This is a genomic window from Phocaeicola sartorii JCM 17136 = DSM 21941 (genome assembly GCF_054653615.1).
The window spans coordinates 2,484,293-2,498,424 of the sequence record NZ_BAAIFW010000005.1 but is presented as its reverse complement, the minus strand read 5'-3'; the positions used below and the strand labels follow the sequence as shown (position 1 = coordinate 2,498,424).

General features: G+C 39.0%; 12 protein-coding genes. 2 read left to right on the top strand and 10 right to left on the bottom strand.

The genetic code is table 11. The features are described 5' to 3' along the window. Positions 1-136 precede the first annotated feature (136 nt). Positions 137-2,695 (top strand): DNA gyrase subunit A, encoded by a 2,559-nt coding sequence (gene gyrA / locus ACYQ0C_RS10565; RefSeq protein WP_016277538.1) that lies wholly within the window; start codon positions 137-139, stop codon positions 2,693-2,695. Positions 2,696-2,725: 30 nt separating this feature from the next. Further along, on the top strand, positions 2,726-3,943 hold the full coding sequence (locus ACYQ0C_RS10560; protein ID WP_016277537.1) for a tetratricopeptide repeat protein: 1,218 nt from the start codon (positions 2,726-2,728) through the stop codon (positions 3,941-3,943). A 228-nt stretch (positions 3,944-4,171) separates the two neighbouring features. Here the strand turns inward: ACYQ0C_RS10560 and ACYQ0C_RS10555 are convergent, their stop codons facing one another. The 10 genes from ACYQ0C_RS10555 to ACYQ0C_RS10510 form a co-directional block, all read right to left on the bottom strand. Beyond that, positions 4,172-5,299, bottom strand: coding sequence for a universal stress protein (locus ACYQ0C_RS10555; RefSeq protein ID WP_016277536.1), 1,128 nt, complete (start codon positions 5,297-5,299; stop codon positions 4,172-4,174). 75 nt (positions 5,300-5,374) lie between these two features. Next, positions 5,375-5,644, bottom strand: coding sequence for a hypothetical protein (locus tag ACYQ0C_RS10550; RefSeq protein ID WP_016277535.1), 270 nt, complete (start codon positions 5,642-5,644; stop codon positions 5,375-5,377). A 130-nt stretch (positions 5,645-5,774) separates the two neighbouring features. Then, entirely contained in the window at positions 5,775-6,482 is a 708-nt protein-coding gene (locus ACYQ0C_RS10545; RefSeq protein ID WP_016277534.1) for a phosphatase PAP2 family protein, read from the bottom strand. 14 nt (positions 6,483-6,496) lie between these two features. Beyond that, positions 6,497-7,315: a tetratricopeptide repeat protein gene (locus ACYQ0C_RS10540; RefSeq protein ID WP_016277533.1), complete on the bottom strand. Its 819-nt coding sequence runs from the start codon at positions 7,313-7,315 to the stop codon at positions 6,497-6,499. Positions 7,316-7,334: 19 nt separating this feature from the next. Further along, entirely contained in the window at positions 7,335-9,170 is a 1,836-nt protein-coding gene (locus ACYQ0C_RS10535) for a BatD family protein (protein ID WP_016277532.1), read from the bottom strand. A gap of 39 nt (positions 9,171-9,209) precedes the next feature. Next, positions 9,210-9,917, bottom strand: coding sequence for a tetratricopeptide repeat protein (locus ACYQ0C_RS10530; RefSeq protein WP_016277531.1), 708 nt, complete (start codon positions 9,915-9,917; stop codon positions 9,210-9,212). A 9-nt stretch (positions 9,918-9,926) separates the two neighbouring features. After that, entirely contained in the window at positions 9,927-10,949 is a 1,023-nt protein-coding gene (locus ACYQ0C_RS10525; protein WP_016277530.1) for a VWA domain-containing protein, read from the bottom strand. Between the two features lie 12 nt (positions 10,950-10,961). Next, positions 10,962-11,960 carry a vWA domain-containing protein gene (locus ACYQ0C_RS10520; RefSeq protein WP_016277529.1) on the bottom strand — a complete coding sequence of 333 codons (999 nt, stop codon included), beginning with the start codon at positions 11,958-11,960 and terminating at the stop codon, positions 10,962-10,964. A 19-nt stretch (positions 11,961-11,979) separates the two neighbouring features. Further along, a complete protein-coding gene (locus ACYQ0C_RS10515; RefSeq protein WP_016277528.1) occupies positions 11,980-13,077 on the bottom strand; it encodes a BatD family protein in 1,098 nt (365 codons plus the stop codon). 5 nt (positions 13,078-13,082) lie between these two features. Continuing rightward, a complete protein-coding gene (locus ACYQ0C_RS10510; protein ID WP_016277527.1) occupies positions 13,083-13,952 on the bottom strand; it encodes a DUF58 domain-containing protein in 870 nt (289 codons plus the stop codon). Positions 13,953-14,132 lie beyond the last annotated feature (180 nt).

Sequence of the window (14,132 nt, the reverse complement as noted above, 5' to 3'; positions counted from 1 at the left end):
TACTTTTTACTTATATAAGTAAAAACATTTAATGGACTTAACTTTTTTATGGGTTTTGTTTCGTATGTCGTATAAAAGTAGTACTTTAGCGTGGTTTTTGGTAAACCAAAAAGATGTATAATTAATATTTGTTTAAATGCTAGAACAAGACAGAATTATAAAGATTAACATCGAAGAGGAAATGAAGTCGTCGTACATTGATTATTCAATGTCAGTAATCGTTGCGCGCGCCCTCCCGGATGTTCGCGATGGCTTTAAACCGGTTCATAGACGTATCTTATATGGTATGATCGAACTGGGAAATACCTCCGATAAAGCTTATAAGAAATCAGCAAGAATTGTAGGTGAAGTTTTGGGTAAATATCACCCGCACGGTGACTCTTCCGTGTATGGCGCCTTGGTCAGAATGGCTCAAGACTGGGCTATGAGATATCCGTTGGTGGATGGTCAGGGTAACTTCGGTTCTGTTGACGGTGACAGCCCCGCTGCCATGCGTTATACGGAAGCAAGGCTAAAGAAAATTGGTGAAGAGATGATGCAGGATCTTTATAAGGAAACTGTTGATTTTCAGAATAATTTCGATGATACATTGCAGGAACCGACTGTCATGCCGACACGAATCCCTAATTTGTTGGTAAATGGAGCATCCGGTATTGCAGTAGGTATGGCAACCAATATGCCTACTCATAATCTTTCTGAAGTAATCGATGCATGTATTGCTTATATTGACAATAATGATATTGATATCGAAGGGCTTATGCAATATGTAAAAGCTCCCGATTTCCCTACAGGCGGATATATATATGGTATAAGCGGAGTGCGTGATGCTTACGAAACCGGACGTGGCAGAGTGGTGATGCGTGCTAAGGCTGAGATCGAAACTCATACTACTCATGACAAGATCATAATCAATGAAATTCCTTATAATGTGAATAAGAAGGAATTGATTGAAAATATCGCATCTTTAGTTAATGATAAGAAGATTGATGGTATTTCGTATGTAAACGATGAATCCGACCGCGAAGGTATGCGCATCGTTATTGATGTTAAACGTGATGCAAATGCTAGTGTCGTATTGAATAAACTATTCAAAATGACAGCTTTGCAAACCTCGTTTGGCGTAAATAATATCGCTTTGGTTCATGGACGTCCCAAGATGTTGAATCTGAAAGACTTAATCAGATATTTCGTAGAACATCGCCATGATGTGGTAATTCGCCGTACTCAGTATGATTTGCGGAAGGCACAGGAACGTGCTCATATTCTTGAAGGATTGATTATAGCTTCTGATAATATTGATGAAGTTATCCGTATTATTCGTGCTGCAAAGACTCCTAATGATGCCATAGCAGGTTTAATAGAACGTTTTAATCTGAGTGAAATTCAGGCACGTGCTATTGTAGAAATGCGTTTGCGACAATTGACAGGTCTGATGCAGGACCAGCTTCACGCAGAGTATGAAGAGGTCATGAAACAGATTGCTTATTATGAAGAAATTCTTTCGAATGACGAACTTTGTAAAAAAGTAATCAAAGATGAATTGATAGAGGTAAAAGATAAATACGGAGATGCCCGTCGTTCTGAAATAGTATATTCTTCAGAAGAATTTAATCCAGAAGATTTTTATGCTGATGATCAAATGGTTATCACTATCTCTCACATGGGATATATCAAACGTACTCCTCTTTCAGAATTCCGTGCCCAAAACAGGGGTGGAGTAGGATCAAAGGGAAGTGAGACCCGTGATGAAGACTTTGTAGAGCACATTTATCCGGCTACAATGCACAATACTATGATGTTCTTTACTCAAAAAGGTAAGTGCTATTGGTTGAAAGTTTACGAAATTCCCGAAGGAACTAAAAATGCCAAAGGACGTGCTATTCAGAATTTGCTGAATATTGATTCTGATGATGTCGTTACAGCGTATTTACGTGTGAAAAATCTTAATGATACTGAGTTTATCAATAGTCATTATGTACTGTTCTGTACAAAGAATGGTGTCATTAAAAAAACTTTGCTGGAACAATACTCACGTCCTCGCCAAAATGGTGTTAATGCGATAACAATTCGTGAGGATGACAAAGTGATTGAAGTTCGCATGACTAATGGTGATAATGAAATCATTATTGCTAACCGTAATGGCCGTGCAATTCGTTTCCATGAAAATACAGTTCGTGTTATGGGACGTACGGCTACGGGGGTACGTGGTATGACTTTGGATGAAGATGGCGGTGATGAAGTTATCGGTATGGTTTGTATAAAAGACACTGAAACGGAGTCAATTATGGTGGTTTCAGAACAAGGATATGGTAAACGTTCTGATATCGAAGATTATCGTAAGACTAATCGTGGCGGTAAGGGTGTAAAAACGTTGAATATTACAGATAAAACAGGTAAGTTAGTGGCCATCAAGTCTGTTACCGATGAGAATGACTTGATGATTATTAATAAATCTGGCATTACAATTCGTTTGAAAGTTGCTGAGGTCCGCATTATGGGACGTGCAACTCAAGGCGTACGATTGATAAATCTGGAGAAACGTAATGACCAAATTGGTTCTGTATGTAAGGTGACATCTGAAGAAGAAGAGGTTACGGATGAAAATTTAAATGCAGATCCTGAAAATACAGCTGAAGAAAAGGGTGGTAATATCACTAATTCAGATTTAACTACCGGAGCAAATAGTGAAGAATAAAATAAATTGTATTATTAAATCCACAAAATCATGAGAAAAGTATTATTTACAGTGGCTTTATTGTTAACAACTTGCTTTGTGTCTGCACAAGTAAGTGTTGTTAAGGAGGCTAAATCCTTGAAAAGCAAACCTGAAGAAGCTGCAAAAGCTATCGAACCGGCTTTAACTAATCCTGAGACTGCTAATGATCCGGAAACATGGAAATTAGCCGGAGATTTTCAGAAAGCAATTTATGATGAAGAGAACATGAAACTTTATTTACCTGGAGGTCAAGCTGATACAACTAAGCTTTATAACAGTTTAGCTAAGATGTATGATTTCTACTTGAAATGCGATGAAATAGAGCAAGCTAAGGTTCAAAGTGGTGAATTAAAGAAACTGAAATTCAGAAAGAAGAATGCAGATGCTTTGAAGGCTTTACGTTTGAATTTGATTAATGGTGGTGGCGATGCTTACAATAAAGGAGATTATGCTGACGCTTTAAAGTATTTTGGATTGTTTGTTGATGTAGTAAACGAACCTATGTTTGCTGATGATGCAGCATTGAAGGCTGATACATTGAATGCATTATATGCTTGCTATGCGACTTTAGCTGCTAATATGCTGAAAGATAATCAAGCTGTCATCAAATATGGTAACATTGGTAAGAATCATAAAGAGGAAGGTTATAGAGCGTTGATGTGCTTGGCTGAAACATATGCTCAGAAAGAAGGTGGTGACTCAGCCAAATGGCTTGAAGTAATCAAAGAAGGTACTGAATTGTTCCCTAAGCAAGAATATTTTGTAGGTAATATTATGGATTATTACATTCAAAAAGGTATGGTTGATGAAGGTCTGGCTCAAATCAACAAACTGCTTGCTACTAGCGAAACTCCGTACTATCTTTATGTAAAAGGTATCTTATTGTATGAAAAAAAGCAATATGATGATGCAATTGTTACATTTAACAAGATTATTTCGAATAATGGAGATTTAGTTGCTGAAGCATATTCAAAGATTGGTGATTGTTATTTCTTCCCAGCTCAGATTATTGTTGAGGAAAATGCAAAATTAGCTATTGATGATCCTAAATACAATGAAAACGAAAGTAAGATTAAAGAGTTGTATGAAAAAGCTAAACCATATTATGAAAAGGCAAAAGAATTAAAGCCTGACAATAAAGCTTTGTGGGGAAATTATTTGCTGAATATCTATTGGAAGTTAAATAGAGCTGAATATGATTCTTTGGAAAAAGAATTGGGATATTAATACAACAACAACTTTGAAATAATAAAAGGGCTGGAATCATTAGATTAGATTTCAGCCCTTTTATTATTTCAAAGAAAGCCCCAATCTACTTGTAGATTATCGCTTATAAATACAGGTATAATCAGTATTATGTTTAATTATAAACAAAGATAATCATTCTCATTCTTCATGTTATCAGTTCAAAGGACACAAATACCGCTAATTTACCTGTGCCCTTCGACTAATCTCTTATTTTATTACTAATATAGGTGTATCAGCATGGAATATCATTTTTCTTGCTATGCTAGGATTAAACAATCTGGCAAATATATTTCGTTTATAGTTTGTGATACAAATCACGTCTATATTTTCTTCTTTTACATATTTGTCCAAATTACTTAATATGTTATCTTCTTTCACGACATTATAATGTAATTCCAGTTGAGAGTATTGTTCTTGGAAGTAATCTTTAATACCTGCTAGTTTAATTTCATTCCATGCATCATTATCTGTACTCAAATGAACGAAGGAAACAGCAAAATGGAACGATTTAAAAGCATTTATCAAGGAGTCAAAAGCTATTAGATCTCTTTGGTCGAAATTGGTCACAAAGGCCACCTTTTTAATATCATTGAATGTCTTTAATGCTGTATGTTCTGGAATAGCATATACAAAGGATTTGCTTCTTTCTATAACTTCGGCCGTAACGCTGCCAATCAAGTCTATATCTTTTTGACTTCTTCCTCTCGTTCCCATTATAATTATCTGAGGATTATGCTCTTTAGCATATCGTAAGATTTCTTCTTCTGGAATGCCGTCACGTAAAATACAAGTATATTTTACATTAGGAAACTCTCCTGATTCAACTTTCTTTTTGATTGTTTCGGAAAGTTTGTTCAACTCTTTGTGCACTGTTTCTATCATACTTTTTACAGACTCTTCTCTTTCAATCTGGAAATTGAAATTATCAGTTCCGTAAGGAATCGTAGGCACATAAATAGGACTAAAATAAGCATGTAGAAGCACAACTTCTGAATTAATAGTATGAGCAAAAGAGAAACCAAATTGACAGGCTTTGAGAGAATAGTCTGAAAAGTCTACAGGGATAAGTACTTTTCTTTTCTCTTTGTTTTTTTCTGAGGAACTCTCCTTCCCTTTGACTATATCTTCTGAAAGCCATGCAGAACTTTCTATAATCTGCAAAGCGTGTGGCAGATCGCTTTCTTTAATTCTTAATCTTACCCCAGAAGATATGACAGGCTGAATAAGATTCACATTATGAATGTACGCTTCAATTCCCTCATTCTCAAGTACATTCTTTAAAATCTGAGCTTTAGCATAAGTGAGGATTGCCAAGGTTACCAATTTATCTTCCATAATTCTATATTTTAAGTGATTTTCAAGTTAAACAAAAAATCCCAATTGAATGTTGCATTCAACCGGGATTTTATATTACGCTTCTTGCGTTATTTTTTCTTCAGTTTCTCTCAATATTTGAAGGGCTTTTTCAAGAACAGTTGTATCGTCTAGCATTACTAGTCCACCATCTGGTCCCGGTTCCAAATGAATTCCAACACTTTTACCATTCTTGAAATTGTGTCCACCAAAAAAGTTACGTACAGTTTCTACGGTCATATTGAGTTCATCTGCGATTCTGTGTATGCTTCCACTAGGTAATGAATCTTTGATTCTGCGCAGTTCATTAAATGTTATTGTTCTCATAATGTATTAAATTTAGTTATAAAAGTGAATTTCTTAAATCATGGTATAAACTTAGTCAAAAAAATGCATAAAACAAATATTTTCATGCTATTTTTGTCTACATGTAAATTTGTAGTAGTTAATTTGTCAATTACAGATTGAGTGTATGAGTCACAATTATACCTGCAATAATGATGAAAAAGTAAGTAGAAAGAAGAATTACGTAAAATAAATTAATATCACTAATTAAATAACCGCTAGCAGTATATTGATTAGAGATACAACGTGGTTTATAAAAGAATTTTTTTTGAATGAACTTATAAAGAAGATAAATCAAATACCCTGTGAGGCAACCCTCTATAGTACCAAAAAGAATATCTCCTGGATAATGCACTCCTAAATATATCCTAGAATAGGAATTGAGCATTGCCCAAAAAAGAAGCATAAAAGTAAGAGATTTCCTTTTAATTAATAAAGATAAAAATACAGAAATAGCAAATGTGTTGGCAGCATGACTGGATATAAAACCAAATCGCCCTCCTCTATATCCGTTTACAATATCAACCATATACATAATATTGGGATCTTGTGTTGGGCGGAAACGTGCAAAAAATGGTTTACAGAAACCGGAAGCTATTTGATCTGCCAAAGTTATGACCAAGGCGATCATAACAATAGTCAATAATGCTTCTTGGATCTTATTGTTTTTAATGATGATATATAACAGCATAGCAGCCACAGGTACCCATACAATCGTACTGGTCGCTACCCACATGAATCCGTCCCAAAACAAAGATTGGCTTCCGTTCATATTCAGTAGTAATTCTTGATCTGCTGCTATGTACTGTTGTATATCCATTGATTGACTATGTTTTAAATGATTTCAATAACACTGGTAGGTACCCATCCCACATTACCGTCTTCCAATTTAATTTCTTTCCACTCCTTCATGGTATTATCTTTAATCATCACTTTCCTGCCTTCATGAAGAATAAATAAGTCTGTGCCACTTTGGTTGGGAGTACTTTTGACTGTAACACTAGGAGCCATTATAATAGCGTTATCATGATTAATTAACTCATTTTTTTGTTCTGAGGCAAATATATTTGCTAAAATAGTCACTAAAAAGAAAAAGATTGCTGAAATAAATCCTACTTTCTTCAGAACTACTTGTTTCCCAAAAACAAATAAAGATAATGCCAATATCATCAGTATAAACATGATAATACCTGTATATGCCCATGCCTTTTCACTCATTGTGTTAATAAGTGATTGAGTCCAAGTAATGAAAAACATTTCACTAGGAGGAGTCACCTTATCTATTGTTTTGCCTCTAGCCAGTTCTAAGTTGAAACGAATATCACTGTTTCCCGGACTTAACAACAAGGCGCGTTCATAATTGAGGACAGCTTTGGCTATGTTATCCATTTTATAATAACTGTTGCCCAAATTATAATAAATATCGGAAGATTCTCCCTTGTTTTTTAATATACTCTCATATATCTCTACGGCAGTTGCAAAATCGTTCCTTATGTATGCACTATCAGCTTCTGTTTTTGTTAGAAGATCTTGTATGGCAGCATCTTGTGGCATTTCGACTTGAACAGCAACCTGTGCAGTATCAGAGCCATTCTGTGCGTAAGCTGTGATGAAACCTGTCAGGAATATCAAAATGAAATATATTTTCTTCATTGTTATAATCTCCTTTGATTTAGTGTTTTATACTATTCTCCATTTTACTGATGACTTCAACAGCTGAAGAATATACTTTATCCATAGCTTCATTCTGGTTACCCGGAGCATAACGGGCAAACTCACATTCATTTAATGTTCCGATGAAGTCCTTTATCAGTTCGGGAGCGACTCCATATTTGGTCAATTCGTCTTCGATATTATCTTTAGACAATTGAGAAACCGGAATATTCAACTTATCACTGATGTATCCCCAAAGTGCTTTCAACACTTCATCATAGAATGCTTCTTGTTTGTTTTCAGTTAATAATTTACCTGCATTTTTCATACGCTTAGTAGCCACCTTATTCGCTTTTTTAGTACGAACTTTGGCTACATTTGCATTTTCAAGAGCTTTCTTACGATAGACAATTACGAAAACAATGAAGAGAATCAATGGAATGATATACCATAAATAGTATGCTACTGAACCGAAAAAGAAATCTCCCTTACGAGTCAGATTCGTTTCCCCCATTTTGATGTAGCGAATGTCTTGCCCCAATACTTTCAAATCTTCCTTGTTTGTGAAGTCTGCAATTACTTGATCTGCATTTCCAGCACCTTTTTCTACTTTTAGATTATAAACCTCTGTTTTTATTGTTTTATAACTATTGCTTTTTAAGTCAAAATAGGAGAATTCGACAGGCGGAATAGTGAAATTACCGGCATGCCTTGGAATTGCTAAATATTCTATCACCTTATTGCCTGACAAACCTTCACGAGTTAATGTAAATTTATTGTCAATCTTCGGATCGTATACTTCAAAGTCCTTGGGAAAAGCTACTTCCGGAGTATTAACCAACTTCAAGTTACCTGTACCAGATATGATTAGCTTTATGGTTACAGCATCATTAGTCTTCAGTTCTTTTGTACTGATAGACGAACTGATAGTAAACTCCCCTACTCCTCCGGAGAAATCAGCTGGTTTGCCATTGGGCAATGCTTTCACGTTGATGGCCAATTTAGGGGTAACAATGTTTTTCTTTACTTCTACATAGTTGCTTCCCCCATTAAAGAAAGCATCAAAAGGATCATCTGAGGCAACCTGTTGAGCTATAACGCCTTCAAAGGTAATAGCCGGAATTTCTATTTTTCCTGATTGCTGGGGGAAAAGAACATATTGACTCCAGACGGTGGTATTATAGTTCCTTCCGTTATAATGTTCCAGTGAGAATTTCTTTTGTTGAGGAAGTTCCACTTCTTGTACGTAAATGTTGGTTAGTTTAGGCATGTCACCACGCAGTTGGCGTAAGTTTACCAAAGTATAGACCTTGTATGTCAACAAGATGGCTTCTTGTTCATAAACAGTTGTCTTACTTGCTGTTGCGGTAATAAACAAATCTTGATTGGTTATTTTACTTCCAGCAGCCTGACTACGTGAAGAAGCCCTTCCACCACTAATGTTTCCACCGCCAACACCATTCGCTTGATCAGGCGGTAGAACTTTGATTTGTACGGAATTTGAAGTTTTGCTTTGCCCATCTGCCACAATAGTAGCACCAGGAATGGTGTAAGTTCCTTCTTTATCAGCCATCAAAATATAAGTAAAAGTAATGGAGCTGGTAGAGGTAACATTGCCATTTATAATCTGTGTACTACTCTGTTGTGAGCGGCTTGGTCCCATTAAGACATCGAACCCCTTGATGTTAGGTGCACGAAAATCTCTGACTTTCTGAGTGTTGACCGTATAAGTCAACCGGAACTGATCCCCACTTACTACTACATCTGGCGCAGAAGCGGTAAACGTCACATTTCCGTCTGCCCATGCTCCGAGTACCGATGTTATTAATATGAATAAGAGAATTACTTTCCTCATTGCTATCTAATTATTTTTTTATTTGCCAAAATTAAGAAATTACCAGTCTTTATCCAACTTCTTTCCTTGAATTTGCAGTTGTTTTTTAACTTTGTCCTGCACATTCTTCTCGTCCTGCATCACAGCGTTCAACAATTGCTGGGCATTTTCTTTAGACATTTCGTCCTTGTTCTGCTGCTGTTGCTGCTGATTCTGGTTTTGTTGGTCTTTCTTATCCTGTTCTTGCTGATCTTTGTTCTGATCCTTTTTGTCGTCCTTCTGATCTTGTTTTTGATCTTGATTCTGATCCTGGTTCTGGTCTTGATTTTGTTGCTGGTCTTTCAGCAGCTTTTGCGCCAAAGCCAAGTTATAACGAGTTTCATCATCTTTCGGATTGTTCCGCAGAGACTCCTTATAGGCCTCTATACACTGCGGATATTGCTTGGACGACTGAAGGATAACTCCCATGTTATGATAAATCTGTGCCAGTTTATCCTTGTCCTTCTCTACCTTCGAAGCAGATTCAAACTGTTCCATCGCTTCCTTTGCTTTTTGCTGCATCAGGAGCGAGTTTCCCAGATTGAACATGGCATCTGTCGATTTCGGGTCCATTTCCAATGCTTTACGATAGTCTACCTCCGCTTTGATAAACAAACTGTCGTTATACAGCTTGTTTCCGCTGCGCAGATAATCTCTTTCTGTCTTCTGGGCAAAAGCACTGCCTGCCGCTAGCAAGAACAACAGAGTGATATAGGTTTTCTGTAACATAAGCATTCCTTATTTAAATAGTCTGACATTTTTGAAAAGCGGATTTTTCCGTTCCAAAATAAGCATTTCTACCACTAGCAGGATAAGCACCAGCCATGCCAAAGCCTGGAACTGTTCATCAAATTCAGTATAAACCTGACTTTCGACATCGGCTTTTGACAGTTTGGCAATCTCGTTGTTCAATACCTTCTCGGCAGAGTTAGTATTGTCCACGCGGATATACATTCCGTTACCTGCCTTGGCTATTTCCTGACACATCTGCTCATTCAAGCGGGTGACGATAACATTTCCATCCTTATCGCGGCGGAAATTATTGCTGCCGTCTTCTGCCGGAATAGGAGAACCATCCGGCGAACCTACTCCCAGCACAAATACCTGCATACCTTTTTCGGCCGCTTCTTTGGCTGCTTCTACCGCCCCACCCTCATGATTCTCACCATCGGTGATGACGATAATGGCGCGTCCCACTCCTTCTTGCGGAGTAAAACTCTTCATGGCCAGACGGATGGCTGCACCGATATCAGTACCCTGTGTGGTTATCAATGACGGATTAATGGTTTCCAGGAACATTTTGGCGGAAACATAATCGCTTGTGATGGGCAATTGCGTGAAAGCATCACCTGCAAAAACAATTAATCCCACTTTATCATTATTGAATGTATCTACCAGTCTGGAAATCAATTTCTTTGATTTGTCCAAACGGCTGGGGGTTACGTCTTCTGCCAGCATAGAGTTTGAAATATCCAAGGCAATGACAGCTTCCACCCCACTTCGCTTCACCGTTTCCATCTTTGAGCCGAACTGTGGACGGGCCAACATCAGTATAACCAATGTCAACGCAGCAAAAGTCAGCCAAAACTTGATGTCAGGGCGATACTTGGAGATAGTCGGCATGAGCCCTTTCAGCAATGCCGGATCACCATATTTGCGGATATTCTGACGGCGGTGGTAATTGGAGTACAAATACAGCGCCACCAGAAACGGCAACAGGATGAGCAAATATAAAAAGTTCGGGTCTGCAAATCGAAACATGACTTTCTTGTTTTAAGGTATTTTCTTTAATACTGAGTTGCGCAACAAGAGTTCGAGCAAGATGCAGAAGAAAGCAACCCAGGCGAATACCTGATATTCTTCTTCGCGTTTGCTGAATTCCTTCACGTTCAACTTTGTTTTCTCCAGTTTGTCAATCTCCTGATAGACTTCCTTCAACTTGGAATTGCTGGTGGCACGAAAATAATTTCCGTTCGTCGTACCTGCAATCTCGGTCAAAGTCTTTTCGTCTATCTCAACAGGGACATTCACATATTGCGTTCCCGCATAGGTCTGCATCGGATAAGGGGCAGTTCCGTTTGTACCGACACCGATGGTGTAGATTCTGATACCGAACTGTTTAGCTATCTCGGCAGCCGTCAGCGGAGAAATATCTCCACGGTTGTTGCTACCATCTGTCAGCAGAATAATCACTTTCGATTTCGCCTTGCTGTCCTTCAGACGGGTCACCGCATTGGCAATGCCCATACCGATGGCAGTACCATCTTCAATCAGTCCGCGCTGGGCGATATCGCCTTTGATGCTGTTGAACAGATTCAGCAGCACCCCGTGATCTACCGTCAACGGACATTGGGTGAAGCTTTCACCGGCAAAGATGGTCAGACCGATATTATCATTGGGGCGGCCGTTGATAAACTCGGAGGCTACTTGTTTGGCAGCTTCCAGTCGGTTGGGTTTCAAGTCTTCGGCCAACATACTGGTAGAAACGTCCACTGCCAGCATGATGTCGATTCCTTCTATTTCGGTATTCTGCCAGTTGTCTGTGGTTTGAGGGCGTGCCAGGATCAGAATTACCATGATGATGGCCACTGTGCGGAGTACGAACGGGGCATGCAGCAAGTAAATCTTCCAGCTTTTGGGTGCCTTCATGTACATGCGTGTGGTAGAAACCTGGAGCGTAGGCTCGGTTTTCTTCCGCTTCATGACGTACCATACTATATAAGGTATGAGCAGAACCAGCAGGAATAGATATTCAATATTTGCAAAAATCATTGTTTCTAGTATTTATTTGTTAAAACCAGAGGTTGTATATACCACTCAGCACCTTGTACAGAATTACCACAATGGCAATAACAATGACGCCGATGCTGCCCAGCAGAATCACTCTTCCCTGTTTGCTGCGCTTTTCCTCTACAGTGATTTCCGTAGGTTCGGGCTTTGCATTCGGGTCCGGTTCCACTTTCGTATGGTTGATAAAATCTACTGCGTTTACCAGGTTCATATCGTTTTCATTCATCAAAGGAGAATGCTTGGCGAATTTCACCAGGTCGGCAGTCTGGAACAAATACATCAAATCCTTGATAGATTCTTTGTCGTTGATTTCCTGTAGTTTATCAATAATTTCGGATGAAGTCATCTCCATGGCATTAAAACCGAATCGTTCTTCCATATAGGTGCGGAGTACATCCGTCAACTCAGTATAATAGGCCTTCGGATCGGCTGTACGCAAGGTTTTGTCTCCTTTGATACGCTCTATTTCCTTCAGCGCCTGCTGGTGTGGCGGCAACTTCGGTTCAATCTTGATCTTCTTGATGATAGGCTTGTTATCCTTGTAGCGTACAAACAGATAGTAAGCCAGTCCGCCCAAAGCAAGCATCAGCAAGGTAAGCCATACGATGGCCGATACATCATCCCAGGTGATAGGTACTTCGCGAACGGTTTTCGGTCCGAAGAACTGTTCGGGATGCAGCGTGTCCACCGGAATGGAATATACTTTTACGGCCAGCGCTTTGGACCGGTAAGGCTCTCCGTTTACCATTATCTCGAATGGAGGAAGATAGTAAAGTGCAGAGTCAAAAGAAGTTATCGTATATTCCTGTTTTATCAGCATGCGTTTTCCATCGTTCAGCATTTGGGTATCGGGCTTGGCTATATCCAATATCTCCACTCCCTTTACCAGCGTATCACGCAGGAATGGGAGTTGCAGTTTCTGCTTGGCATCCATGCTGATTTCCAGTTTCACCTTGGCCTGTTCCCCAATGAGAAGTTGCAGCGAGTCGATACTGGCATCTACCGTAACCTGCTGTGCCTGTGCTTGTCCGGCTGACATCAGCATGGCTGCACAAACTCCTACTTTCAAGAACTTTTTGCTAGTATTCAGTATATTCATGTCCTTTAATTTCGTTTAGCAAATAAGTTAAGCAACGATTTCACGTAATCCTGGTCGGTGCGGATGGATACAGAGTCCACATTACTTTTGGTAAATGTTTCATTCAGCACTCCCTGGCGTTGTTTCCACCAGTCATTGTGTGCGCGGCGCAAGGCTCGTGACGAGGTGTCAATCCATTGTTCGTGGCCGGTTTCAGCATCGCGCACTTTCATCAATCCCACATCGGGCAAGTCGGCCATACGGCGGTCATATACCTGAATGGCAACGATATCATGTTTCCGGTTGGCAATGGTCAATGCGTTACGGAAGTCGTTTTCGTCTATAAAGTCGCTCATCATAAAGGTGGTGCAGCGTTTTTTGATTACGTTGGTCAGATATTCCACAGCCATCTTTATGTCCGTACGCTTGCTTTCGGGCTTGAAATCAAGCAGTTCGCGGATGATATAAAGAATATGTTTACGTCCTTTCTTGGGCGGGATGAATTTCTCAATCCGGTCTGAAAAGAAAATAACTCCGATTTTATCGTTGTTCTGAATGGCCGAGAATGCCAATGTAGCGGCAATCTCGGTCACCATATCCTTCTTCAACTGCCTCACCGTACCGAAATCCAAGCTGTTCGAAACATCAATCAAGAGCATAACCGTCAACTCACGCTCTTCTTCAAACACCTTGACAAAGGGTTTGTTGTAGCGGGCGGTTACGTTCCAGTCGATATCACGGACATCGTCACCATACTGATATTCACGTACTTCCGAGAATGACATACCTTTGCCTTTGAATGCAGAGTGATACTGTCCGGCAAAGATATTGTTCGAAAGTCCGCGTGTCTTGATTTCAATCTGGCGAACCCGTTTTAATAAATCACTTGTTTCCATACTATACTGTTCGTACTATGTTGTTTATTCTTTCATAGGTACAGGTTTCCTGTTTCTTATATGATGAGAAAAATATCTTGTACCAATATGTTTGGTTCCCCCCCGACTATAGCGATACTCCGCACGATTATAAGAGTATTCTTCACAACTATAAGCTGTGTTCCCCATAATCGCGGGAGC

Bases quoted from the DNA above. Each gene is read 5' to 3' on its own strand.
- gyrA (WP_016277538.1), top strand. From the start codon at position 137: ATGCTAGAACAAGACAGAATTATAAAGATTAACATCGAAGAGGAAATG.
- ACYQ0C_RS10560 (WP_016277537.1), top strand. From the start codon at position 2,726: ATGAGAAAAGTATTATTTACAGTGGCTTTATTGTTAACAACTTGCTTT.
- ACYQ0C_RS10555 (WP_016277536.1), bottom strand. From the start codon at position 5,299: ATGGAAGATAAATTGGTAACCTTGGCAATCCTCACTTATGCTAAAGCT.
- ACYQ0C_RS10550 (WP_016277535.1), bottom strand. From the start codon at position 5,644: ATGAGAACAATAACATTTAATGAACTGCGCAGAATCAAAGATTCATTA.
- ACYQ0C_RS10545 (WP_016277534.1), bottom strand. From the start codon at position 6,482: ATGGATATACAACAGTACATAGCAGCAGATCAAGAATTACTACTGAAT.
- ACYQ0C_RS10540 (WP_016277533.1), bottom strand. From the start codon at position 7,315: ATGAAGAAAATATATTTCATTTTGATATTCCTGACAGGTTTCATCACA.
- ACYQ0C_RS10535 (WP_016277532.1), bottom strand. From the start codon at position 9,170: ATGAGGAAAGTAATTCTCTTATTCATATTAATAACATCGGTACTCGGA.
- ACYQ0C_RS10530 (WP_016277531.1), bottom strand. From the start codon at position 9,917: ATGTTACAGAAAACCTATATCACTCTGTTGTTCTTGCTAGCGGCAGGC.
- ACYQ0C_RS10525 (WP_016277530.1), bottom strand. From the start codon at position 10,949: ATGTTTCGATTTGCAGACCCGAACTTTTTATATTTGCTCATCCTGTTG.
- ACYQ0C_RS10520 (WP_016277529.1), bottom strand. From the start codon at position 11,960: ATGATTTTTGCAAATATTGAATATCTATTCCTGCTGGTTCTGCTCATA.
- ACYQ0C_RS10515 (WP_016277528.1), bottom strand. From the start codon at position 13,077: ATGAATATACTGAATACTAGCAAAAAGTTCTTGAAAGTAGGAGTTTGT.
- ACYQ0C_RS10510 (WP_016277527.1), bottom strand. From the start codon at position 13,952: ATGGAAACAAGTGATTTATTAAAACGGGTTCGCCAGATTGAAATCAAG.